This is a genomic window from Allobosea sp. 2KB_26, assembly GCF_052115715.1.
GTDB lineage: Bacteria > Pseudomonadota > Alphaproteobacteria > Rhizobiales > Beijerinckiaceae > Allobosea.
In genome coordinates this window covers 1298880-1321709 of the sequence record NZ_JBFRHE010000001.1, presented here as the reverse complement: position 1 = coordinate 1321709, position 22830 = coordinate 1298880, and the positions used below count along the sequence as shown (strand labels likewise).

Genomic DNA, 22830 nt, shown 5'->3' with positions numbered 1-22830 from the left:
AGGGGATTTCCGTTGAAGCGCCGTACATTCTTGAAGGGGGCCGTCGCAGCCGGCCTCGGCAGTCCCTCGTTGACGTCTCTCGCCCGGGCCCAGGCCGGGCGCTCCACCCTGATGAAATTCGTGCCGCAGGCCAATCTGAGCGCGCTCGACCCGATCTGGACCACGGCAACCGTGACCAATAATCACGGCTACTATGTCTTCGACACGCTCTTCGGCGCCGATATGGACTTCAAGCCGCAGCCACAAATGGCCGAAGGGCACGAGGTGCTGAACGATGGCAAGACCTGGCGCATCGCGCTTCGTGACGGTCTGGTCTTCCATGACGGCGCGCCGGTCAAGGCTGCCGATTGCGTCGCCAGCCTGAAGCGTTGGTGCCAGCGCGACCCGTACGGGCAGTTGCTGGCCAAGGTGGTCGAAAGCTGGCAGGTCGTCGACGACCGGATCTTCGAGATCAAGCTGACGCGTGCCTTCCCAACCATGCTCGAGGCGCTGGCCAAGGTCGACACGCCACCCTTCATCATGCCCGAACGGCTGGCCGTGACCGATGCCAGCAAGCAGGTGACGGAAATGGTGGGGTCGGGCCCCTACCGTTTCGTCCCGGGCGAGTATGTCTCCGGCAGCCGGGTGGTCTACGAGAAATTCGCCGGCTACAAACCGCGCTCCGAGCCGGCGAGCCGCAATGCCGGTGGCAAGACAGGCCATTTCGAGCGCATCGAATGGCAGGTCCTGCCCGATCCCGCGACGGCGGCTTCGGCCCTGATGAAGGGCGAGGTCGACTGGTGGGAACGTCCGCTGACCGATCTCCAGCCGCTGCTTGCGAGCAATCCCGAGATCAGGCGGGAGGCAACGGATACCTCCGGCCGGATGGCGATCATGCGGCTGAACCACCTGCATCCGCCCTTCAACAATCCCAAGGTGCGCCAGGCGGTTCGCATGGCTGTGAACCAGGAAGACTACATGCAGGCGACGCAGGGCGACGACACCACGCTCTGGCAAACCTGCCGCAGCCTCTGGCCGCGCGGCACGCCCTATTATACCGGGGAGCAAGAAGACCTGATGCCGCAAAGCCTGGACAAGGCGAAGGCAGCCCTGGCGACGTCCGGTTACGCCGGCGAGAAGGTCGTCATCATCAGCCCGACCGACTTCCCCGATATCGGCCCGCTCGGGCAGGTCACCGGCGAGCTGCTGCAACGCCTCGGCATGAATGTGCAGATGGCGGACAGCGACTGGGGCACGGTTGTGCAGCGTCGAGGCAATCGCGAAAGCGTCGAGAAGGGCGGCTGGAGCATCTTTCACACCACCGGCCCGGCGGTGGGCTGGAGCAACCCGGCCCTGTCGCTGCTCGTCCGTGGTCAGGGCGCCAAGGGCTGGTTCGGCTGGTGGGAGAACGAGACCGCCGAGAAACTGGCCGAGGAGTGGCTCTACGCCGCCGATGCGGCGGGCCAGAAGAAGGCTGCCGTCGCCCTCGCGCGGCTGTCGCTGGAAGAGGTCGCGACCATTCCGCTCGGCCAGTTCGTCATCCGCACGGCCTATCGCAAGAGCCTGACCGGCATGCTGCCGGGCTCTGCACCCTACCCCTGGGGCCTGCGCCGGGCCTGACCGGCGCAGCACGGGGTCGCATCAGGCGGCAGGGCCTGCTGCGACCGCCGCCGACCAGGGTGATACGAGATCGCTGCAACCTTCCGCGCCGTCTCTGTCGACGCGGATCAGGTTCGGGCAGGCGAAGTTGATCGGCAACACGCCGTGCTCGACGACCGAGACCGGCCCGGCCGCTTCCAGCGCATCGAGGACATCGTCGGGCAGGCGGCAATCGGCACTGGTCGAATCCGGCCCGGAGACATCGATGCGTGGTGCATGGGCGGCCTGGTCGACGTCCATGTCGAAATCGAGCGTCCAGGCCAGGCTCTGGTAGACGCTGGCGAGAATGCGCCGGCCGCCCGAGGCGCCCATGGCAAACCGGGGCCAGCTGCCGTCCTTCGGCGTCACCACGACCGGGCACATGTTGCAGAGGGGCCGTGCGCCGGGCGTGATCGCATTGGCGCTGCCGGGGCGCGGATCGAACCACATCATGCCGTTGTTCATCAGCACGCCGGTCTCGGGCAGAACGACGCGGCTGCCCATCGAGGAGAGCAGGGTGGTGGTGACGGCGACGAGGTTGCCCTCGCCATCGACAACGGTCAGATGCGTGGTGCAGGTGTCGGCCGGCTCCGGTGCAGCTTGCGCGGCGCCGAGACCGGAGAGGCGCTCGGCATAGGCCTCGCGCATCACCGTCGAGAGCTTTGCGAACCAGGCGGCGTTCGGGCCACCCGTCGACGGAGCCACTGCGGCCATGCCTTCGACCACCGCAGCGAGCGTCGGGGCGGCGGTCAGCCCGCCGGCGGTGTGCAGCACATGCGTGCCGCGCCAGTCGATCACCGGAGCCTGCCGGATGGTCGCCTCGCAGCCTGCAAGATCAGTCGCATCGATGACACCGCCCACGGCCGCGATGTCGGCTGCGAGTCGTCGTGCAGTTTCGCCTTCGTAGAAATCGCGCAAGCCCGCCTGGGCCAGGCGCTCCAGCGTCGCTGCAAGATTGCCGAGCCTCATGAAGCCCGGAACACCTTGATAGGGCGGTACCGGCGGCAGGCCACCGGGCAGATAGATGCGGGCGCTTTCCTCATAGAGCCGCAAGACCGAGGCCGAGGAGGCGATCTTCAGCGTCGTGTACCAGTCCTGCGCCAGCCCGCGCCTGGCGAGCGCGATCGCAGGCGCAAGGAGTTCGGAGACCGGCAGCCCGGTGCCGAAATGCTGTTTCAGCGCGGCGTAGCCGGCAACCGACGAAGGGATGCAGAAGGAGAGCGGTCCGTGGATATTGCGGTCGTCGACCACCTCCGGCCAGGTGAAGAGGTCCTTCTTCATCGCGCCGGTCAGCGGGTAGTCCTTCGGATCGGCACGGCGCGGCGCGACGGGGCCGAAATCGACGACCTGGGCTCGCGATTCACCGGCCTTCAGCACGACCGCGAAGCCGATACCGCCGAGACCGCTGTTCCAGGGTTCGACCGCGGCGAGCGCGAAGCAGGCCGCGACGGCAGCGTCTGCGGCATTGCCGCCGGCGTCCAGGATGGCCGCGCCGGCTTCGGCGGCCTCGCGGTTCTGCGAGACGACGATGCCGTTCTTTCCGCGCGCCGAGGGCTTGGTCAGGTTCCAGTTCTGCGTCCGGTAGACTTTTTCACGCGCGCTCTTGGCCACGGCCATGTATCCAACTCCCCCTTGTTCGGTTCAGCCATGCTTCCACGATTCCGTGATGTGGCGGAAGGCTGGCAAAGCAGGCCCGCCCTGCGGTCGGCTCGGGGGCGGCCCGGCTGCGGCGGTCGGGGTCGCGACCTCAGGTTGAGGATGTCGCAGCAAATGGCTGGCGCAATGCGTGCGAGGCATTAATCTCGGAACGGATTGAACCTCCGCCGCATTCGCAGCGACAAACCTGCGAGCCGGCATGCAGGGCCCTGCGCGATGCATACCGAGTCCGACGAAGACCTCGTCAAGCGGATCGCCTCCGGCGACCGGCTCGCCATGAAGGTGCTGTTCTCGCGGCATCAGGTGCATGTCTATCGTTTCGCGCTGCGGCTCGTGCGCGATGAGACGGTTGCGGAGGATGTGATCAGTGACGTCTTCATGGATCTCTGGCGGCAGGCGGACCGGTTCGAGGCGCGGGCCAGCGTCACGACCTGGCTCCTCGCCATCACCCGCAACAAGGCCTATTCGCTGCTGCGCAAGCGGCGCGAGGCCGGCCTCGACGACGATTTCGCCGAAACCATCGAGGACGAGGCCGACGATCCTGAGATCGTGCTGCAGAAGCAGGACAAGGGTCTCGCCATCAGGGCCTGCCTCGGGAAACTCAGTCTCGAACACCGCGAGGTCATCGATCTCGTCTATTATCATGAGACTTCGGTGGAGGAAGTGGCACGGATCGTCGGCATCCCCGAGAACACCGTCAAGACGCGGCTCTTCCATGCTCGCAAGAAGCTGGGCGACCTGCTCAAGGCCGCAGGCATCGATCGGGGCTGGCCATGACCGTTCTCATATGCCTGCTCGGTCCGCCCAATCGGGAGGTGCGCCATGACTGACAGCATCGCGACCGATCCGAGGCGCGGCGAACTCGAAGAGCTGCTGCCCTTCTACGCCAACGACCGCATCTCGGCAGAAGACAAGGCGCGCGTCGAGACGGCGCTGGCGACCGATCCGGAACTCGCCGCGCGGCTCGAGATCATCCGCGAGGACATGGCGGAGACGATCCTGCTCAATGAGAGCCTGGGCGCCCCTTCGCCACGCGCCCTCGACCGCCTGATGGCCGGCATCGAGGCCGAGCCGCAGCAGGCGCCGCTTCTGGCACGGGCCCGCGGCGGCTTCCTGAGCTGGCTCGGCCAATGGCTGGCGGCGCTGCCACCGCGAAAGCTCGCCTATGCCAGCGCCGCGGCTCTGGCCCTGATCGCAATTCAGGGCGTAGCGTTGACAGGCCTTGCCCTGCACGGTGGCGGGGCTGGGTTCCGTACCGCGTCGGCACCGGGGACCTCGTCCTCGGAGCGCTATGTCCTGCTCAGCTTCGTACCGGATGCAAGGGCTGCCGACATCGCCGCTTTCTTCAAGCGCTACGAGGCGTCGGTGGTCGACGGTCCGCGCGCCAACGGCTTCTTCAAGGTGCGCGTCGGCGACGCGAAGCTGACGCCGGCGCAGGTCGACTCCATCGCGGCGCGGATGAAGGCCGAAGCTGCGATCATCAGTTTCGTGGCGCCGGCCCCGTAGCGGTCGCGACAAGGGGCTCGCCATGCTAACCTTGGGGGCGAAATGGGGAGTGTGCGCCGTGCCCCGTCAAACCAGCGGGTCGCATCGACATCGGGCGCCGATGGCCGGTTGCGCTGCTTTGGTCCTGCTCATCGGGCTGATCTTCCCAGCTTCCGCTCAGGATTTCAGGACCGGCGGTCAGCGCTTCGGCCAGGGCCTGAGCCAGAGGCCGCAGCCGGAAATCGATCGCGTCCCGACGACCCGGCCCTATCCCGACCAGCGTCCCGGTGGCGTCCCCGGTCGGCCCTCCCGCTATCCCGGACGCTATCCGGGCGGGGGTGGCTGGGGGCCTGCGGCCGTCGGCGTCGGCGCCGGCATCATCAGCGGGCTGATCCTGGATCAGGCGAGCCGCCGGCCTGTCATCATCGAGGATTATGATGAGGAGCCGGAGTTGCGCAGGCCGCGGCGCCAGCCGCCGGTTCGAGAGGTCGTGCCGCCCCGGACGCGGCGTGTCGCTCCTCCCGTCGCACCGCCGCCGATCCGAACCGCTCGGCCGGCCCCGCGCCAGCCGAATGTCATCGTACCGCCGGCCACCGAGCGGCGCTTGGTCAATGAGGAGATTCTGTTCGAGCTTGCACCGAATGCGCAGGCCGAGGTGGTGCTTCGCCGCTATCGCGCGACGCAGATTGCCAGCCGGCGCTTCGAGCTTGCCGGCGTCTCCATCATCCGTGCGCGTCTCGAGGGCGGCCGCAGCGCCAGGAGCGTGCTGGCCCAGATGGCGGGCGATCCACGCGTCGCCAGTGCCCAGCCGAACTATCTCTATGCGTTGCAGCAGGATGAGCCGAAGGGCGCGACCCAACCGGCGAGCGCGGATGTTGTGCCGGCACCGACAGCCAACACGGCTGACGATGCCGAGAAACCGATCATCATCCCGGATCTTCCTCCAATCCCGCCACTTGTCTCGATTGCGCCGAAGCGCGGGCTGCAGCCGCAATATGTGGTCGAGAAGCTGCATCTCGACGATCTGCACAAGATCGCGCGCGGTGCGGCGATCCGTGTGGCCGTGATCGATTCCGGCACCGATACGACCCATCCGGAGTTGCAGGGTGTCCTTGCCGGTTCATTCGATGCGCTCGGCGGTGACGTTCAACCCGATGCGCATGGTACCGCGATGGCGGGGGCGATCCTGGCGCAGGCGCAATTGCAGGGGGTCGCTCCGGGCGCGAGGCTTCTGGCGGCGCGCGCCTTCTCGGGATCGGCGACAGCGGGCCCCGCCAATGGCACGACCTTCCACATCCTGGCGGCGCTCGACTGGGCGGCAGGCGAGGGCGCACGCGTTCTCAATCTGAGCTTTGCCGGCCCGCAGGACCGGCTGCTGTCACGCTCGCTCGCAGGGGCCAAGACCAAGGGCATGATCGCGGTCGCGGCCGCGGGCAATGGCGGGGCCAAGGCAGCGCCGCTCTATCCCGGCGCCGATCCCAATGTCATTGCAGTCACCGCCACCGACGCGGACGACAAGCCCTTCTCCGGCGCCAATCGCGGTGATTACATCGCTGTCGCGGCGCCGGGGGTCGATGTGCTGGCGGCCGAACCACAGGGGCGCTACGCCTTCTCGTCAGGCACCTCGATCGCCGCGGCCCATGTCTCGGGACTCGTGGCACTGCTGCTCGAGAAGCGTCCGGAGCTCGGCCTCGATGATATGCGCAGGCTGCTGATCGAAAGCGCCGTCGATCTCGGCGGCAGGGGCAAGGACCCTGTCTTCGGAGCGGGCCGGGTCGATGGACCGGCAGCTCTGGCGCGCGCCCTGCCGGTGTCGACGGCTCGCCCCTGAAAAAATCCAGCGCGGCTTTGAACCTTCTGCGCGTCCGCCGCGACCAATGGTCATGGAGGGCGAATGGTTCGCTCCCGATCAAGCCGCAGGAGACAGGACGATGACCACCTTCCGGAAGAGCATGGCCGCCACTCTCGCCGCCTTCACGCTTGGCACCGCGCTCCTCGCCAGCGCAGGTGGCGCCGAAGCCCGCCCGCGCTACCGCGGCCCGTATTGGGGTGTCGGTGCCGGCATCGTCGGAGCGCTGGCCGTCGGCGGACTGCTCGCCGCCTCAGCTGATCGTGCCTATGCCGAGCCGGTCTATGAGGAGGACGCTCCCGTGCGCCGCTGCGAGCTGGTCGAGCGCATCAACCGCTTCGGTGACGTCGTCGGTCATCGCCGGGTCTGCAGCCTCTACTAAGCCTGCGCGCCGCTCCCCACAATCCGGCTCTCCGGGGTGTCCGGAGGGCCGGATGCCGGTTGGAGAGCAGAGTAGTCGTCGGAGGATGCGGGCCACTCACCCAGTGCCAGGTTGCGGACAGCAAGGAATGGCCGGACCGGGCGCATGGCCTGGGATGTTCGAAGTCCAGGCTTATCGGATTACAGTTGTTCGCCGCACGACGGTTCGATGCGGCGCAACAACAGCCCTCGGAGCCGCGACAGGGCGCCGGACCACAGCCGCACCACCAGCGGAGACACAACCGGCGCGAACCACGCCGCGGGCGCAAACGACAGCGCTTGCTTCGGTCGCGGTGAAAACAGTCAGTCCGCCAAAGAGGCCAACGGCAATGAGCAGATGCTTCATAGCTCGTCTCCATCGGTAGCCATGGGTGCCAGCGTTCGCGTCATATGAACATTGGCGCCGCCGATCGTATCGGCGGCTCGTCATCGTTCGACTTCAAGCAGGCAAGGGATTGCGAAGGCGTCGCCACGGAAGGCTTGCACGCGGGCCGACCATACGTCCTTTGGCGCTGGCGCACACAGCCAATTCCCATGCTGTCGATGCCGTGCAGGGAAACTGGCCCGGGCCAACCTGCAGCGCCAACGAGCGGCCATGCGGTGCGCTTGGAGAGCTTAGGCACGCTTGTGGCGCCGCCGATGCGATCCAATCTGATATGCCGCCCCCAACTGGTCCAGCGGTGAAGTATCCGCGCTGGGCGACGCGCAGTATCGCTTGCAGAGCATGGCAATGAAATTGTCCGGCCTCTCGGCTTGCTTTAGTGAGCGAATAACTGATTAGCCGAAACATAAGTCATAGCTCATGAACGTGACTACGCCGGTCGGGATCGCCCGTCGCGCAACAATGCCCGTGCTGATCGCGCTCAGCGTCACGCACCTGCTCAACGACATGATTCAGTCGCTGATTCCGGCGATCTATCCGATCATCAAAACCGCCTATGCGCTCGACTTCGGACAGATCGGGCTGATCACCCTGACATTTCAGGTCTCGGCCTCCCTGCTGCAGCCGCTGGTCGGTCTCTACACGGACAAGAAGCCGATGCCGTATTCGATGGTCGTCGGCATGGGGTTTTCTCTGTTCGGCCTCGTCGGCCTGGCCCTTGCCGGCAGCTATCCGCTGCTCTTGCTGGCGGCAGCCTGCGTCGGCATTGGTTCTTCGATCTTTCATCCCGAGGCGACGCGAATGGCGCGCAATGCGTCCGGCGGGCAGCATGGCTTGGCACAGGGGATCTTCCAGGTCGGCGGTCAGACCGGCGGCGCCCTCGGGCCCTTGCTGGCAGCCTTCATTATCGTGCCGAACGGCCAGGGCAGCCTGGCATGGTTCTCGGCGGCGGCACTGATCGCCATGGCGCTGATGATCTGGACCGCAGGACAGTCCGCACTGGTCGGTACGCGGCAGGTGCGCGGTAAGGTCGCGGCCGCAGCCGAGCCGGTAGCGAGCGCAGCACCGCGCCTGGGGAGCGTTGCTCCGGCCGTCGCGATCCTGATTATCCTGCTGTTCTCGAAGAACGCATACAGCGCGAGCTTCAGCTCGTTCTACACCTTCTACCTGATCGGGAAATTCGGCGTTTCCGTCCAGACCTCCCAGGTTATGTTGTTCCTGTTCCTGGGATCCTCGGCGGCCGGCGCTCTGTTCGGCGGCATGCTCGGCGACAGGATCGGGCGGAACAAGATCATCTGGTTCTCGATCCTGGGGGCGTTGCCCTTCACGCTCGTCCTGCCTTATGCCGACCTCTTCTGGACGGGCGTCCTGACCGTCATCATCAACCTGATCATGTCGAGCGCCTTCGCCGCCATCCTGATCTATGCGATGGAATTGCTGCCGGGCCGCATCGGGTTGGTCGGGGGCTTCTTCTACGGGCTCTCCTTCGGACTCGGCGGCATTGCGGCGGCTCTGCTCGGGGAGTTTGCCGACCAACTCGGCATCGAGACGATCTATCGGATCTGCTCGTTCCTGCCGGCGATAGGCCTGCTGGCCTGGTTCCTGCCAACTTTGAAGGAAACGCGGCATAGCTGAGCGATGGAGGGGGCGGCCCTGTATGGCTCGTGGCCGGACAGGTCTGTGGTACGGCGCCTGACAGGCTGACCGCTTGACCTTCTCGCTCGCTTCAGCCTCATGTCCGGCCACCATGCGCCGCCCCAAACTCCTCTTCGTCGTCACGGAAGACTGGTTCTTCGCCTCGCATTTCCTGCCGATGGCGCGGGCTGCGCGCGAGTTGGATCTGGATGTCGTCGTGATTGCGCGTGAGCGCCAGCATCGCCGCGTCATCGAGGCGACGGGTGCCCGGCTGATTGCGCTCGAAGCGGAACGGGGCAGTCTCTCGCCGCTGGCGCTGCTGCGTCAGGTCCAGACGCTGAAGCGTCTGATCACAGCCGAGCGGCCGGATATCCTGCACTGCATCGCGCTGAAGCCGATCGCGTTGGCCGGGCTCGCCGGCAGGCTCGCCGGGATCGAGCGGCGCGTCTATGCGCTGACCGGGCTCGGTTTCCTCGGGGCAAGACAGGGGCAACTCGCCGCCCTGGCGCGGTTGGCCGCCCGGACCTGGTTGCGCGAAGCGATCGACGGACCGGGCGTCCGCTTCCTGTTCGAGAATCCCGATGATCCGGTGGTGCTGGGGTTCGATCCGCAGGACAAGGGCAAGGTCGCGATCGTCGGCGGCGCGGGGGTCGATCCGCTCATGCTGATGCCGGAACCGATGCCGCCGGCGCCGCCGCTCAAGGTCGCGCTGGTCGCGCGCATGCTCTGGTCGAAGGGCGTCGACATCGCCGTCGAGGCGGTGAAGCTCGCCAGGGCGCAGGGCGCGCGCGTCGAACTCACCATCCATGGTGCGCCTGACTCGTCCAATCCGAAGGCGATCCCGGAGATGACCCTCAAGGAATGGGCTGCGCGTCCCGGCATCCACTGGGCCGGTCCGACGCGCGATATCGAGGGGGTCTGGCGGACGCATCATCTCTGCTGCCTGCCATCACGCGGCGGCGAAGGACTGCCGCGAACGATCCTCGAGGCGGCGGCCTGCGGGCGTGCCATCCTGACCACCGATGTGCCGGGCTGCCGCAGCTTTGTGCGCGATGGACAGGACGGCATGGTGGTGCCGCCGGATGATGCGGCTGCGCTCGCCAAGGTGCTGATCGTGCTCGCAGGTGCGCCGGGGCTGGTCGAGCGGATGGGCGCGAGCGCGCGCAACCGCCTGCTCGATGGCCACACCGAACGCGATGTCATGGATGCGGTGAAGGCGCTCTATCGTGGTCTGCTGGCCCGGCCCCAGACGGATGTCGCAGCGTGAGCGCGCCTCTCGCCACGCTTGACCGGCGCGGTTTCATCCTCGCGCATACGCGGCTGATGCCGGTGCCCCATGCGTCCGAGATCAGCCTCCATGTCGCGGAAGAGGCGACCGAACTCTGGCAGAAGACCGAGGACGAGCTTGCGATCATCGGGCTGCCGCCGCCGTTCTGGGCCTTCGCCTGGGCTGGAGGACAGGCGCTGGCGCGGCATTTGCTCGATCATCCCGAGATGGTGCGAGGCAAGCGCGTACTCGATTTTGCCAGCGGCTCGGGTCTCGTCGCGATCGCGGCGGCAAGGGCAGGGGCGGCACAGGTTCAGGCTTGCGACATCGATGCGTTCGCTGCCGAGGCGATCGTACTGAACGCGGAAGCGAACGGCGTTTCGGTTTCTGCGACGCTTGAAGACTTGATCGGGCGCGACGACGGCTGGGAGCTGATCTGCGCCGGCGATGTCTGCTACGAGCGGGCGATGGCCGAGAGCGTGGTCGGCTGGCTCTCCGGGCTGGTTGCCCGCGGCGCCGAGGTGCTGATCGGCGATCCCGGCCGCAGCTATCTGCCGAGGCAGCGCCTGCAGGCACTGGCAACCTATGAAGTCCCCGTGACGCGCTCGCTGGAAGATGCCGAGATCAAGAAGAGCACGGTCTGGCGGCTGCGGATCGCCTGACCCGATGGCCTCGATCATGGGGCGGGATATCCGGCCCCATGATCGACTTCTGCTGTTGCCTCGGCTTTCTCGAAAGTCACAAGTCCCCTTTCGGGCCGATGCCTAGGAGATCGCCTCCTTGAGGTCGAGCGTGCCCTGGACGCCGATGGCGTCGTAATTGCGTTTCAGCCAGCGCTTCGCGGCGGTCCGGCCCATGTCGCGCAGGCGCAGCAGAAAATCCCATTCCGCGTTCATGCGCGTGGAACTGGTCAGCTCGGCCAGAGGCGGCCCGCCATCGATGCGGTGCATCAGTACGCGCTTGTACTCGTCCTTGGGCAGCTTGCCGGCATCGACCAGGCGATTGACGAAATCGATAGCGCGCAGCTCGCGCAGCAGCGAGGCGTTGAAGGTGATCTCGTTCAGCCGGTCCTGGATGGCGCGGGCATTGGTCGGCAGTTCCTTGCGCTGCAGCGGGTTGATCTGCACCAGCAGGATGTCGTCGCCGGCCGCCTCATAGAACAGCGGAAACAGGGCCGGGTTACCCATATAGCCGCCGTCCCAATAGGCCTCGCCCTTGATCTCGACCGCCTGGAACAGCATCGGCAGACAGGCCGAGGCCATCAGGTGGTCGGCCGTCAGTTCGTCGCCATTGAAGACCTTGATCTTGCCGGTGCGGACATTGGTTGCGGCAATGAAAAGCTTGACCGCCCGGCATGCCTGAACCTTGTCGAAGTCGATCAGGTCGGCGATCACGCCGCGCAGCGGGTTGATGTTCAGCGGGTTGACGTCATAGGGGCTCGCGACCTTGGAAAAGAGCTCGAACCAGAGCAGGCTAGGCTGGGCGCCGTTCTTGCCCCAGGCGCCGAGCATGGTGTCGATCAGCGAACGCTCGGAGCCGCCATATTTGCCGTCGACGCTGATGCGCCGCCAGAAATTCTCGAGCTGTGTGCGGGCGCCATCGATGCCGCCGTCGATCCAGCCCTCGCTGAGCACGACGGCGTTCATTGCACCAGCGCTGGTGCCCGACAGCGCTTCGATGGCGAGGCGTCCGTCCTCGAGGATCGCATCGAGCACGCCCCAGGTGAAGGCGCCATGGGCGCCACCACCCTGGAGAGCGAGCGAAACGCTCTTCTCGGCCTTGGGGCCGGCGAGGCCCTCGACCTGGCGCGCGCCGGTCCTGCGCCGGCCGGTCACGCTGCGGTCCAGCCGCCATCCATCGGCAAGGTGGCACCGGTGATGGATTTCGCCGCATCGGTGCAAAGGAAGACCGCAAGCGCTGCGACCTGCTCGACCGTCACGAATTCCTTGGTGGGCTGGGCCTCGAGCAGCACGTCATTGATGACCTGCTCCTTGGTCAGCCCGCGCGCCTTCATCGTGTCGGGGATCTGCTTCTCGACCAGCGGCGTCCAGACGTAGCCGGGAGCAATGGCGTTGACGGTGATGCCCTTGGTCGCGACTTCAAGCGCGACCGTCTTGGTGAAGCCGGCAATGCCATGCTTGGCCGAGACATAGGCCGATTTGAATGGCGAGGCGACAAAGGCATGGGCCGACGCCGTGTTGATGATGCGGCCCCAGCCCTTGCCCTTCATCTTGGGCAAGGCGGCGCGGGTGGTGTGGAAGGCCGAGGACAGGTTGATCGCGATGATCTGGTCCCATTTCTCGATCGGGAACTCGTCGACCGGCGCGACATGCTGGATCCCTGCATTGTTCACCAGGATGTCGATGGCGCTGAATGCCTTCTCCGCGTCTGCAACCATGGCGGCGATCTCGGCCGGCTTGGTCATGTCGGCCGGCGAGAACTGAGCCTTGATGCCGAACTCCTTCTCGAGTCCGCTGCGCAGGGCCTCCGCATCGGCTGCGGGCATAATGCCGTTGATGACGAGATGGGCGCCTTCCCTTGCGAGTGCGCGCGCATAGGCGAGGCCGATGCCGGAGGTCGATCCGGTGACGAGGGCGGTGCGATCTTTGAGGAACATGAGCGTCTAGGCTCCTGACACGGGCTGAGAAAATGCTTACGTTGCATATTTGAACGGGCAGTCTTTCCGTCCCCGCAAAGGCGGTCGCGGCACGTTGCCCGATGTAGTATTGCAACGCAACATGATGAAAATGCAGCCACACGCCCACGCGCATGACGGCCATGACCATGCGGCCTGTCGCCATGCCCAGGATCACCAGCGTCATGCCGCGGAAGCGCTGGCGCGAGCCGAGAAGCTTTGCCGCGAGCGCGGCCTGAGATTGACGCCGATCCGCCGCAAGGCCCTCGAGGCCCTGCATGCCGACCACCGCCCGGTCGGCGCCTATGATCTGGCCGATCGCATCTCGCCGCCCGGTGGCCGGCGTCTCGCGCCGATCTCGGTCTATCGCGCCCTGGATTTCCTGGTCGAGCAGGGGTTCGTGCACCGCCTGAGTTCACGCAATGCCTATGTCGCCTGCCTGCACGGTCACGGCGCCAGTGACGTTGTCGCCTTCCTGATCTGTGAGACCTGTGGCGGAGTCGACGAGGATTCCTCGCCGGCCATGCGTCAGGCGGTGGCAGCGATCGTACAAGGGCGGCAATTCGTGCCCTCGCATCAGGTCGTCGAGATCGTCGGTCGCTGCGACCATTGCCGGAGCGCACATCCCCATGAATGAAACGGTTCTTACGGCTGCGCTTGCCGATGTCGCCGGGCCGCGGCCGCGCCGCTACACCGTTCCGGTGAAGGTCGGAACCGTCGAAGTTGGTGGCGGCGCGCCGATCGTCGTGCAGTCGATGACGAATACCGACACCGCCGATATCGCGGCGACGGTCGGGCAAGTCGCCGCGCTGGCGCGTGCGGGGTCCGAGCTCGTTCGCATCACCGTCGATCGTGACGAGGCAGCGGCCGCCGTGCCGCATATCCGCGAGCGCCTCGATATCCTCGGCATCGACGTGCCGCTGGTCGGCGATTTCCACTATATCGGCCACAAGCTCCTGACGGATCACCCGGCCTGCGCGGAGGCGCTGGCAAAATACCGGATCAATCCCGGCAATGTCGGCTTCAAGGACAAGAAGGACCGGCAGTTCGGCCAGATCGTCGAGCTTGCGATCAAGCATGGCAAGGCAGTCCGCATCGGCGCCAACTGGGGCTCGTTGGATCAGGAGTTGCTGACCGCGCTGATGGACGAGAATGCCTCCTCTCCGCAGCCGCTCGATGCGCGGGCAGTGATGCGCGAGGCCATGGTGCAGTCGGCCCTGCTCTCGGCCCAACGGGCCGAAGAGATCGGTCTGGCCAAGGACCGCATCATCCTTTCGGCCAAGGTCTCGGGCGTGCAGGATCTGATCGCGGTCTACCGGACGCTTGCGGAGCGCGGCGACTATGCCATCCATCTTGGCCTGACCGAAGCGGGCATGGGCTCAAAGGGCCTGGTCGCGTCCTCGGCTGCGCTGGGTATCCTTCTGCAGGAAGGCATCGGCGACACGATCCGCTTCTCGCTGACCCCGGAGCCCGGCGGCGATCGGACGCTCGAGGTCAAGGCGTCGCAGGAATTGCTGCAGACCATGGGGTTCCGCGCCTTCGTGCCGCTGGTCGCGGCCTGCCCCGGCTGCGGCCGCACGACATCGACGGTATTCCAGGAACTGGCGCGGGATATCCAGAACTGGATTTCCTCCTCGATGCCGGACTGGAAGACGCGCTATCCCGGCGTCGAGATGCTGAACGTCGCTGTGATGGGCTGCATCGTGAACGGCCCGGGCGAATCCAAACATGCTGATATCGGCATCTCCCTGCCGGGAACGGGCGAGGTGCCGACCGCTCCGGTCTTCGTCGACGGCAAGAAGGTCGCGACATTGCGTGGCGCCGGAATCGCCACCGAATTCAAGGACATGGTCAACGCCTATATCGAGCGCCGCTATGGAATGCGCGCCGATGCGGCGGAGTGAGCCGGCTCTCCTTGTGCGCGGTTCGGCCGCGCGCCTTTGCGTGGTGGCGGCGTTATGTTAGAGGCCCCGGCCTTTCGCTGCATTGCAGCACCCGCGGAGAACCCTGATGGGGCATGAGCAGCCGACTCCGCCGACCGGACAGGTTGGCGAGACACGTTTCGGCCTTGAAGACGGGCACGGCTCTTCTGCGAGCAGCGGGCATTCGACGGCAAGCTATACGGCTCTGGCACTCGGGGCGCTTGGCGTCGTCTATGGCGATATCGGGACCAGTCCGCTCTACGCGTTGCGCGAGACCATCGTTACGGCGGCGGCCGTGCATGGCGGTGGCGGAACTGAAGTCGTGGCCGTGCCACGTGACATCGTCATTGGCGTGCTTTCGCTAATTCTGTGGTCTCTCGTCATTGTCGTCACGCTGAAATATGTCGTGCTGCTGATGAGGGCGGACAATAATGGCGAGGGCGGCATCCTGACATTGGTGGCGCTGGCGCAGCGTGCGCTTGGGCGCATGCGGGGAGGCGTGGTGCTCTTCCTCGGCATGGCAGGCGCTGCGCTGTTCTATGGCGATGCGGTGATCACGCCTGCGATCTCCGTGCTCTCGGCGGTGGAGGGCATCAAGCTGGTGACGCCGGCGCTCGACGACTACGTCGTCACAATCGCGTCCGTGATCCTCGTCGGCCTGTTCATGGTGCAAAGCCACGGCACCGCCAAGGTGGCGACCTTCTTCGGGCCGATCATGCTGCTCTGGTTCGCGACGCTGGCTGGGCTCGGCATCCTCCACATCGCGGACGATGTCGGTGTGCTCGCAGCGATCAATCCCTATTATGGCCTGCGCTTCTTCGTCGACCATCCGAACGTGTCGCTGGCCGTGCTCGGTTCGGTCTGCCTGGCGGTGACCGGCGCCGAAGCCCTCTATGCCGATATGGGCCATTTCGGCCGAGGACCGATCCGCAGCGCCTGGATCTACCTCGTCTTCCCCGCTCTGGTGCTGAACTATCTCGGCCAGGGCGCGTTGATCCTGTCCGACCCAACCGCGATCGACAACCCGTTCTACAAGCTGGCGCCGGACGGCTTCATCCTGCCGCTCGTGATCATGGCGACGGTTGCGACGATCATTGCCAGCCAGGCCGTGATCACCGGGGCGTTCTCGCTGACACGTCAGGCGATCCAGCTCGGCCTGATGCCGCGCCTGGAAATCCGTCATACTTCCGAGCACACTTCCGGACAGATCTATATTCCGCGCATTAACATGCTGCTGCTGCTCGTGGTGCTGCTGCTGGTCTGGAGCTTCAAGACGTCGTCGAGCCTATCGCATGCCTACGGCATCGCGGTTTTCGGCACGATGGTCGTCAGCTCGCTGCTCGCCTTCATCGTCATCGAGAAAAGCTGGGGCTGGAGCCGCCCGGCTGCAGCCGCCTTGATCCTGCCGTTTCTGGTGATCGACGTCGCGTTCTTTACCGCGAACCTGCTGAAGCTCTTCAGTGGCGGCTACATGCCGGTGCTGCTGGCCATCGCGCTGGTTGTCCTGATGGCGACCTGGGTGCGGGGCACCCGGATCCTGTTCGACAAGACCCGCAAGACCGATGTCCCGCTGCTCGAGTTGGTCGCGATGCTCTCCAAGAGCCCGCCCGTCCGGGTCAAGGGCATGGCGGTGTTCCTGACCAGCGACCCGCAGACCGCGCCGGCGTCGCTGCTGCACAACCTGAAGCACAACAAGGTGTTGCATGATCGCAACGTCATCCTGACCGTGCGATCGGCCGATACGCCACGCGTCGCCGACGAAGAGCGCGTTCGCCTCTCGCGCATCACCGACGATTTCTGGCGCGTCGAACTGGTCTATGGCTACATGGAGAGCCCGAACGTGCCAAAGGGGCTGGCCATGCTGCGCAAGCAGGGCTTCAAGTTCGACATCATGTCGACCTCATTCTTCCTGTCGCGGCGTTCGATCAAGGCCTCGCCGCAATCGGGCATGCCGATCTGGCAGGACAAGCTCTATATCACCCTGACCAAGAGCGCGACGGACGCGACCAGCTTCTTCCAGATCCCGACTGGTCGCGTGGTCGAGGTCGGGACACAAGTGACGGTGTAACGCGGCATAACAGGGACGCGCCGAGACTGCGTCGCCCTTGGATACTGGATCGTCGGACCGGATATCGTATCCGGTCCGACGATCTAGGCTTATGTGTGTGCATCTGCTTTTCCGAAAACCGCAATCCACTTTTCGGGCCGATGCTTTAGACTGTCGATATCCAGGCCTGGATCAGGGGCCACTCTTCGGTCGCCGGTGAAGGCGGCCAAGGCACGGCATCATTCCCGGATGCGCGTCTCGTAGGCGTAGAGCCGGCGAAAGCCGAGGCTGGCATAAAGGCCGATCGCGACCGCATTCGTCTGGTCGACCTGGAGATAGGCGCGATCGCAATCAAGCCGTCGCGACCAGCTCATCAGGCCGGAGACCATGCGCCGACCGAGGCCCTGTCCGCGATGACCGGCATCGACGACGATCGAGCCGATCTCGGCCATGCCGCGCTCGGCGACGGCCATGCCGTAGGCCACCGGCTCGCCGCCATGGACCAGCGTGGCGAAAGCCGCTGGCAGGCGCACCTTCTCGACGATCGCCGCCAGCTTGGTTTCGCTGCGTCTCGATCCGGTCTGATGCGACGTCACGCCCGCGATCCAGTCTCGGCTCGGGCGCGCCTCGATCTGAAGCGCGGGCTCGACCTCCAGCGGCTTGCCGTCGAGATCGGCGATCAGCCCAAAGGATGCATCCTTCAGCCGGTAGCCGCGGGCGAGGATGCGCGCGCGCGTCGCTGCGGAGATCAGCGGGGTCAGCCTGACACAGGGCGGGAGACCGTCCGCCCTGTAGAAATCCTCGATCAGTTCGAGGGTGGCATCATCGAGCTCGGCCTCCAGCTTCAAGGGCGAGGCCGAATTCGCCCGGCCGGAATAGCCGTTGGCGAAGCGCACCACCCAGTCGCCGATCAGCAGGGTCGAGGGAGCCGGCCAGGCGTTGACGATGCGCCTTTCGCATTCGACGATGCTTGCCGGGTCGTGCGGAACATCATCGATCATCAGGCGCCTCGTGCCGCGCGGGGTTGGGGCCGCCAGCCTGGTGGCGCCATCTCGAAGCCGGAGAAGTCGAAACCGGGCGCGACCGTGCAGCCAACCAGCGTCCAGGCGCCGAGCGAGGTCGCGCTTTGCCACCAGCCGGTCGGCACCACGAATTGCGGGCGCTGTCCGGCGACGAGGTCGCGGCCGAGATGATGCGCCGAGGCGTCATGGCCGTTTGGCGACACGCTGATCACCAGCGGTGCACCGGCATAATGGTGCCAGATCTCGGCGGCATCGACGCGGTGCCATTCCGACGTCTCGCCGGTGTCGAGCAGATAATAGATCGCCGTCGAAAAGCCGCGCCCCTCCGGCCCGACCTCGTCGCGAAAGGTCTCGCGATAATGGCCGCCTTCCGGATGCGGCTTGAGCTCGAGCAGGCGAATGATTTCTGCCGCGCTCAATCCGTCGAGCCGGTTCATCGACATCACTCAGAACCTGTTCTTGGCTTCACGAAGTGCCGCGAAGACCGTGCCGGGCTCACCCCCGGCAAGGCCGGCAGAGGTTGCAAGCGCGGCTTGCCCAGCGCGGAAGAACGGATTGGTAGCCTTCTCCTCGCCGATCGTGGTCAGTGCCCAGAACCGCCCAGCCGCCTTGGCGGTCTCGGCCTCGGCGAATCTGGTTTTCAGCACGGCATTGGCGGGATCCACCGACATCGCAAAACGGGCATTGGCGAGGGTATAGTCGTGCCCCGTGATCAGCTGGGTGTCGTCGGGCAGGGTCATGATCCGCGACAGCGACGTCCACATGGCGGGCAGTTGCCCCGGCTGAACGCGTCCGCAGCCCATGACGAAGACGACATCGCCGACGAGTGCGAGCCGGGTCTGTTCGCCGACAAAGGTCAGATGCCCATCGGCGTGGCCCGGTGTGTGCCAGACGTCGAAGACGAAGCCTCCGAGCGGAACGCGGTCGCCTTCGCCGACGACGGTGTCGACGGGGGCCGCATCCCGGGCGTCCGCAGGGCCGTAGACTGTCGCGCCCGTCGCTTGCTTGAGTTCGGCGACGCCCTGGACATGGTCGAAATGGGAATGGGTGATGAAGATGTCGGAGATGACCCAGCCCTTCTCCTCGGCTGCGGCCAGCACCTCCTTTGCGTCGGGGACGTCGACCGCTGCGCAGGCATGGGTCGCAGGATCGCGAATCAAGGCGCCGGCATTGTCGCTCAGCGTGCGGAAGACATGGATGTCGAGGGACATGGAAGGCTCCTGGCGCGGGAAGCGAAGGATAACCGCCGGGAGGCGATCAGCGCATCATGAATTGGGGCATGACCGGCTCGCGATCAAGCATGGCCGCGTGCTGCTCAAGCAGAACCCTGTGCCCTTGCGTCGGCGTCACCGCCGGTCCATCTCATGCTCATGGCTCTCGACGTCGTCGACCTTCGCGCATTCTATGCCAGTCCCCTCGGACATGTCGCCCGGCGCTTCATCGGCCGGGCGATGCTGCGTTTCTGGCCGGATTGCGGGCGCCAGCGCCTGCTCGGCCTGGGTTTCTGCACGCCCTACCTGACGGTGCTTGGCGCCAATGCCGAGCGCGTGCTCGCCTTCATGCCGGCGGCACAAGGCGTGGTGAACTGGCCATCGGAAGGTCTCTCTGCCTCGGCACTGGTCGAGCCGACTCTGCTGCCCTTGCCGACAGCCTCGGTCGACAGGGTCGTGCTGGTTCATGCTCTTGAGGAGACCGAGAGCCCCGATGACCTGCTCGATGAGGTGGCGCGCGTGCTCAGCCCCGGTGGCCGCATGCTCGTCGTCGCGCCCAATCGTCGTGGTCTTTGGGCCCGGATGGACGGGACCCCCTTCGGTCACGGCCGCCCGTTCAGCCGTTCGCAGCTCGAATCGCTGATGCGCGGCGCGACCTTCGCTCCTGAGAACTGGGCCGAGGCGCTCTATGTGCCTCCGCTCAAACGCAAGTTGTTCATGCGCTCTGCCCCGGCCTGGGAGCGGGTTGGCTCGGGGCTGTCGCTGCCCTTCGCCGGCGTCCATGTCATCGATGCGACCAAGCAGTTCTATCGCCGGGCGCCGCTGCGTGCGACGCGGCGTAGTTTTGCCTTTCGTCCTGTCCTGCTGCCTCAGCCCACCCCCACGCCGCGATTGGGCGAAGCGCCGGACAAGCGCCCGGCGGGTTGACAATCGCAGCGTGGCACGGCCAAGGTCCGCCGCTTTTCGGGCCCCGGTCTTCCGTCTCCCCCTGCGGATCGACGGCCCCGCCCCAGAACTGGATCACAATGCGTAGCTATCTTGATTTCGAGAAACCGGTCGCCGAGCTTGAGGCGAAGGCGGATGAGTTGCGTGCCCTGGATGCAAAGGGGGACGGTTATTCTCTGTCCGAGGAGATCGGGAAGCTCGATGCCAAGGCGAGCCAGGCGCTCAAGGAGCTCTATGGCGCCCTGACGCCCTGGCAGAAGACATTGGTCGCCCGGCATCCGCAGCGACCGCACTTCATCGATTACTGCGCGGCGCTGATCACCGAATTCACGCCGCTCGCGGGCGACCGCGCCTTCGGTGAGGACGAGGCGATCGTCGGCGGTTTCGGGCGCTTCCGCGGCCAGCCGGTCTGCGTAATGGGGCAGGAGAAGGGCAACAGCACCGAGACCCGCATCCGGCACAATTTCGGCATGCCGAAGCCTGAAGGCTATCGCAAGGCCGTCCGCCTGGCCGAACTTGCCGACCGTTTCGGCCTGCCGGTTCTGAGCTTCGTCGACACCGCCGGTGCCTATCCGGGGATCGAGGCCGAGGAGCGGGGGCAGGCGGAAGCGATTGCGCGCTCGACTGAAGCCTGGCTCGGTCTGCGCAGCCCGAGCGTCGCGCTGGTGATCGGCGAGGGTGGATCAGGCGGCGCCATCGCGATCGCGGCCGCAAGCCGCGTGATGATGATGGAACATGCGATCTATTCGGTGATCTCGCCGGAGGGAGCGGCCTCGATTCTCTGGCGCGATACGGCTCGCGCCCAGGATGCAGCGACCGGCATGAAGATCACGGCGCAGGATCTGCTGAGGTTCGGCATCATCGACCGGATCGTCAGCGAGCCGACCGGAGGGGCGCATCGCGATCCCGAGATGGCGATTTCGCGCGCTGGCGATGCGATCGCAGCCGCTCTGTCCGATCTCGCGGGACTCACGGCCGAGCAGATCGTCACGCAGCGCGAGGAGAAATTCCTCGCGATCGGCCGCAGCCTTTGAGCTTCGCTATCCCGCTGTTTACGCTTCCTTTACCGTATGGCCAGATGTGACCCCCTTGTGGTAAGGAACGGTCAAGCCTAACGCTTCACAACCATGATGAGCGGCACGATTTTGCCGTCTTGAGCATACAAGGTCGGCGACGACCGCTTGATCAATGGGATCGACGACGTGGCAGCAAGACACTTCGCCCTCGTGGCGCTCGTTGCTTTGACCTTGGGCGCCTGCGAAGAGGAGCGGTATCGCGGCTCTGCGCGCCATAACATTCCGATCCCATCGGCGACCTATGCGCTGATGTCCGAGAAGGGCATGAGCAAGGATCAGCCGATCCTGATCCGCTCCTATAAGAAGGAGTCGGAGCTCGAGGTCTGGAAGCGTAAGGGCGATGGCCGCTACGCGTTGCTGAAGACCTTCCCGATGTGCCGCTGGTCCGGCCAGCTCGGTCCGAAGGTCCGCGAGGGCGATCGCATGGCGCCGGAGGGCTTCTATGCCATTTCCCCGGGGCAGATGAACCCGAATTCGTCCTATTATGTCTCGTTCAACATGGGCTACCCCAATGCCTATGACCGGTCGCACGGGCGCACGGGCGCGCATTTGATGGTCCATGGCGCCTGCTCCTCGGCCGGCTGCTATTCGATGACCGACGATCAAATCGGCGAGATCTATGCGCTGGTGCGCGAGGCACAGGGCGCCGGCCAGAAGGCCGTGCAGATGCAGGCTTTCCCCTTCCGGATGACGCCGGAAAATCTCGCCAAGCACCGGCTCGACCCCAATATCGCCTTCTGGAAGAATCTGAAGGAAGGCTCGGACTATTTCGACGTCGCCAAGGATGAGCCGAGCGTCGGTGTCAGCGGCGGCCGCTACGTCTTCAACGGCGGCAATCTCGGCGAGGCCGTGGCGCAGAAGCGCCAGCAGGACGAAGTCCAGGTTGCGGCGCTGGTGGCCAAGGGCACGCCGGCGGTGAAGCTGATCTATGATGACGGCGACCAGCACAGCTCCTTCAAGCAGACGCTCGTCGCGGGTGGTTCCGATTCGCTGAACAGGTCGGCGTCCTGGGCTTCACGCGATGTCGGCATCAGCCGCCCCGACGCGCTGACGATTGGCCCGCGCGTCGTCGTGCTGGACGACAAGGGACGGACCAAGGCGACCGTGCGTGCGGTTTCGGCCGATAATGAGGCCGTCCTTGCGGCAGTTGCCTCCGCGCCGGCCGAAGTGGCGACGCCGGTTGCTGCTCCCGCGGTGGCAGCCAAGCCCGCCGCTGCGCCGGCCGCTGTCTCTGCCACGACTCAGATGGCCAAGGTCCTGCCGGGTGCCGCCCAGCAGGCGCCCGTCGTCGCCAGCGCGGTGCCGGCCGCTCCCGCCGCGAGCGCTGTCGCTGACAATCGGCCCTTCTATCAGCGTGCGCTGAGCTTCGTGCCCTTGATCGGTGGCTCAGCCCAGCCCGTGGAAGCGCCAGTGGCTGCGCCGGTCGCTTCCGTGGTCCCGGCAAAGCCGACCAACATGCGCACGCCGCTGCCGCCGCGTCGCGCAGACACGCTGCGCACGACGCAGCTCGACCAGTCAAACGCGGCCTATTCCAGTCAGTCCGCGACCCGCTGAGTCCCCTTTGCCACGCGTGTTCGGCGTGGCAAAAATATCACCAGATCCTGGCTTCCTCGCAGAAGCTCATTTTCACAGCGCAGATGCTGCCCAGCAGGCGGCGTCTG

20 protein-coding genes are annotated in these 22830 nt (G+C 65.8%); 14 read left to right on the top strand and 6 right to left on the bottom strand.

Going from position 1 to position 22830, the window contains the following annotated elements:
- Positions 1 to 12 precede the first annotated feature (12 nt).
- Entirely contained in the window at positions 13 to 1599 is a 1587-nt protein-coding gene (locus AB4099_RS06420) for an ABC transporter substrate-binding protein (protein WP_441477423.1), read from the top strand.
- Between the two features lie 21 nt (positions 1600 to 1620).
- Here AB4099_RS06420 and AB4099_RS06415 read toward each other — a convergent pair whose 3' ends face one another.
- Positions 1621 to 3234, bottom strand: a complete 1614-nt coding sequence (locus tag AB4099_RS06415) for a gamma-glutamyltransferase (protein ID WP_113510995.1) — start codon at positions 3232 to 3234, stop codon at positions 1621 to 1623.
- Between the two features lie 255 nt (positions 3235 to 3489).
- On the opposite strand from AB4099_RS06415, the gene AB4099_RS06410 reads away from it, so the two are divergent.
- The 7 genes from AB4099_RS06410 to AB4099_RS06380 all read left to right on the top strand — a co-directional run bounded on the left by AB4099_RS06410 (position 3490) and on the right by AB4099_RS06380 (position 10973).
- The gene (locus tag AB4099_RS06410; protein WP_441477422.1) at positions 3490 to 4050 is read left to right on the top strand and encodes a sigma-70 family RNA polymerase sigma factor; all 561 of its coding nucleotides are present in this window, start codon (positions 3490 to 3492) and stop codon (positions 4048 to 4050) included.
- Between the two features lie 45 nt (positions 4051 to 4095).
- The gene (locus AB4099_RS06405) at positions 4096 to 4779 is read left to right on the top strand and encodes a hypothetical protein (RefSeq protein WP_441477421.1); all 684 of its coding nucleotides are present in this window, start codon (positions 4096 to 4098) and stop codon (positions 4777 to 4779) included.
- Between the two features lie 100 nt (positions 4780 to 4879).
- Positions 4880 to 6589 carry a S8 family serine peptidase gene (locus AB4099_RS06400; RefSeq protein ID WP_441477420.1) on the top strand — a complete coding sequence of 570 codons (1710 nt, stop codon included), beginning with the start codon at positions 4880 to 4882 and terminating at the stop codon, positions 6587 to 6589.
- A 100-nt stretch (positions 6590 to 6689) separates the two neighbouring features.
- Positions 6690 to 6989, top strand: coding sequence for a hypothetical protein (locus tag AB4099_RS06395; RefSeq protein ID WP_441477419.1), 300 nt, complete (start codon positions 6690 to 6692; stop codon positions 6987 to 6989).
- Between the two features lie 840 nt (positions 6990 to 7829).
- Positions 7830 to 9044, top strand: a complete 1215-nt coding sequence (locus AB4099_RS06390) for an MFS transporter (RefSeq protein ID WP_441477418.1) — start codon at positions 7830 to 7832, stop codon at positions 9042 to 9044.
- A gap of 112 nt (positions 9045 to 9156) precedes the next feature.
- The gene (locus tag AB4099_RS06385; protein WP_441477417.1) at positions 9157 to 10311 is read left to right on the top strand and encodes a glycosyltransferase family 4 protein; all 1155 of its coding nucleotides are present in this window, start codon (positions 9157 to 9159) and stop codon (positions 10309 to 10311) included.
- Between the two features lie 56 nt (positions 10312 to 10367).
- Positions 10368 to 10973, top strand: a complete 606-nt coding sequence (locus AB4099_RS06380) for a class I SAM-dependent methyltransferase (protein WP_113511092.1) — start codon at positions 10368 to 10370, stop codon at positions 10971 to 10973.
- 102 nt (positions 10974 to 11075) lie between these two features.
- Here the strand turns inward: AB4099_RS06380 and AB4099_RS06375 are convergent, their stop codons facing one another.
- Positions 11076 to 12146 carry a patatin-like phospholipase family protein gene (locus AB4099_RS06375; protein ID WP_441477416.1) on the bottom strand — a complete coding sequence of 357 codons (1071 nt, stop codon included), beginning with the start codon at positions 12144 to 12146 and terminating at the stop codon, positions 11076 to 11078.
- Complete coding sequence (locus AB4099_RS06370) at positions 12143 to 12928, bottom strand: 3-hydroxybutyrate dehydrogenase (protein WP_441477415.1); 786 nt, start codon at positions 12926 to 12928, stop codon at positions 12143 to 12145. Before AB4099_RS06370 ends, AB4099_RS06375 begins: the two co-directional genes overlap by 4 nt.
- A gap of 130 nt (positions 12929 to 13058) precedes the next feature.
- On the opposite strand from AB4099_RS06370, the gene AB4099_RS06365 reads away from it, so the two are divergent.
- From AB4099_RS06365 to AB4099_RS06355, 3 genes are all read left to right on the top strand, one after another.
- A complete protein-coding gene (locus AB4099_RS06365) occupies positions 13059 to 13583 on the top strand; it encodes a transcriptional repressor (protein ID WP_069882439.1) in 525 nt (174 codons plus the stop codon).
- Positions 13576 to 14850 (top strand): flavodoxin-dependent (E)-4-hydroxy-3-methylbut-2-enyl-diphosphate synthase, encoded by a 1275-nt coding sequence (ispG, locus tag AB4099_RS06360; protein ID WP_113511004.1) that lies wholly within the window; start codon positions 13576 to 13578, stop codon positions 14848 to 14850. The genes AB4099_RS06365 and ispG overlap by 8 nt, the downstream gene beginning before the upstream one ends.
- A 106-nt stretch (positions 14851 to 14956) precedes the next feature.
- On the top strand, positions 14957 to 16936 hold the full coding sequence (locus AB4099_RS06355; RefSeq protein WP_113511005.1) for a potassium transporter Kup: 1980 nt from the start codon (positions 14957 to 14959) through the stop codon (positions 16934 to 16936).
- Between the two features lie 218 nt (positions 16937 to 17154).
- On the opposite strand, the gene AB4099_RS06350 is transcribed toward AB4099_RS06355, so the two are convergent.
- Genes AB4099_RS06350 through gloB form a run of 3 tightly spaced genes read right to left on the bottom strand, consistent with a single transcriptional unit; the run spans position 17155 to position 19148 of the window.
- On the bottom strand, positions 17155 to 17916 hold the full coding sequence (locus tag AB4099_RS06350; RefSeq protein WP_441477414.1) for a GNAT family N-acetyltransferase: 762 nt from the start codon (positions 17914 to 17916) through the stop codon (positions 17155 to 17157).
- Positions 17916 to 18374, bottom strand: coding sequence for a cupin domain-containing protein (locus AB4099_RS06345; protein WP_441477413.1), 459 nt, complete (start codon positions 18372 to 18374; stop codon positions 17916 to 17918). The genes AB4099_RS06350 and AB4099_RS06345 overlap by 1 nt, the downstream gene beginning before the upstream one ends.
- A 9-nt stretch (positions 18375 to 18383) precedes the next feature.
- Positions 18384 to 19148, bottom strand: a complete 765-nt coding sequence (gene gloB / locus AB4099_RS06340) for a hydroxyacylglutathione hydrolase (protein ID WP_113511007.1) — start codon at positions 19146 to 19148, stop codon at positions 18384 to 18386.
- Between the two features lie 159 nt (positions 19149 to 19307).
- On the opposite strand from gloB, the gene AB4099_RS06335 reads away from it, so the two are divergent.
- The 3 genes from AB4099_RS06335 (at position 19308) to AB4099_RS06325 (ending at position 22723) form a co-directional block, all read left to right on the top strand.
- The gene (locus tag AB4099_RS06335; RefSeq protein ID WP_113511008.1) at positions 19308 to 20075 is read left to right on the top strand and encodes a class I SAM-dependent methyltransferase; all 768 of its coding nucleotides are present in this window, start codon (positions 19308 to 19310) and stop codon (positions 20073 to 20075) included.
- 98 nt (positions 20076 to 20173) lie between these two features.
- Complete coding sequence (locus tag AB4099_RS06330; protein ID WP_441477412.1) at positions 20174 to 21127, top strand: acetyl-CoA carboxylase carboxyltransferase subunit alpha; 954 nt, start codon at positions 20174 to 20176, stop codon at positions 21125 to 21127.
- Between the two features lie 168 nt (positions 21128 to 21295).
- Positions 21296 to 22723 carry a L,D-transpeptidase family protein gene (locus tag AB4099_RS06325; protein ID WP_441477411.1) on the top strand — a complete coding sequence of 476 codons (1428 nt, stop codon included), beginning with the start codon at positions 21296 to 21298 and terminating at the stop codon, positions 22721 to 22723.
- The last annotated feature ends 107 nt before the right edge of the window (positions 22724 to 22830 follow it).

Coding starts and splice junctions, on each gene's coding strand:
- AB4099_RS06415 (WP_113510995.1), bottom strand. CDS start 3,234: ATGGCCGTGGCCAAGAGCGCGCGTGAAAAAGTCTACCGGACGCAGAAC.
- AB4099_RS06410 (WP_441477422.1), top strand. CDS start 3,490: ATGCATACCGAGTCCGACGAAGACCTCGTCAAGCGGATCGCCTCCGGC.
- AB4099_RS06405 (WP_441477421.1), top strand. CDS start 4,096: ATGACTGACAGCATCGCGACCGATCCGAGGCGCGGCGAACTCGAAGAG.
- AB4099_RS06400 (WP_441477420.1), top strand. CDS start 4,880: ATGGCCGGTTGCGCTGCTTTGGTCCTGCTCATCGGGCTGATCTTCCCA.
- AB4099_RS06395 (WP_441477419.1), top strand. CDS start 6,690: ATGACCACCTTCCGGAAGAGCATGGCCGCCACTCTCGCCGCCTTCACG.
- AB4099_RS06390 (WP_441477418.1), top strand. CDS start 7,830: ATGAACGTGACTACGCCGGTCGGGATCGCCCGTCGCGCAACAATGCCC.
- AB4099_RS06385 (WP_441477417.1), top strand. CDS start 9,157: ATGCGCCGCCCCAAACTCCTCTTCGTCGTCACGGAAGACTGGTTCTTC.
- AB4099_RS06380 (WP_113511092.1), top strand. CDS start 10,368: ATGCCGGTGCCCCATGCGTCCGAGATCAGCCTCCATGTCGCGGAAGAG.
- AB4099_RS06370 (WP_441477415.1), bottom strand. CDS start 12,928: ATGTTCCTCAAAGATCGCACCGCCCTCGTCACCGGATCGACCTCCGGC.
- AB4099_RS06365 (WP_069882439.1), top strand. CDS start 13,059: ATGCAGCCACACGCCCACGCGCATGACGGCCATGACCATGCGGCCTGT.
- ispG (WP_113511004.1), top strand. CDS start 13,576: ATGAATGAAACGGTTCTTACGGCTGCGCTTGCCGATGTCGCCGGGCCG.
- AB4099_RS06355 (WP_113511005.1), top strand. CDS start 14,957: ATGGGGCATGAGCAGCCGACTCCGCCGACCGGACAGGTTGGCGAGACA.
- AB4099_RS06350 (WP_441477414.1), bottom strand. CDS start 17,916: ATGATCGATGATGTTCCGCACGACCCGGCAAGCATCGTCGAATGCGAA.
- AB4099_RS06345 (WP_441477413.1), bottom strand. CDS start 18,374: ATGAACCGGCTCGACGGATTGAGCGCGGCAGAAATCATTCGCCTGCTC.
- gloB (WP_113511007.1), bottom strand. CDS start 19,148: ATGTCCCTCGACATCCATGTCTTCCGCACGCTGAGCGACAATGCCGGC.
- AB4099_RS06335 (WP_113511008.1), top strand. CDS start 19,308: ATGGCTCTCGACGTCGTCGACCTTCGCGCATTCTATGCCAGTCCCCTC.
- AB4099_RS06330 (WP_441477412.1), top strand. CDS start 20,174: ATGCGTAGCTATCTTGATTTCGAGAAACCGGTCGCCGAGCTTGAGGCG.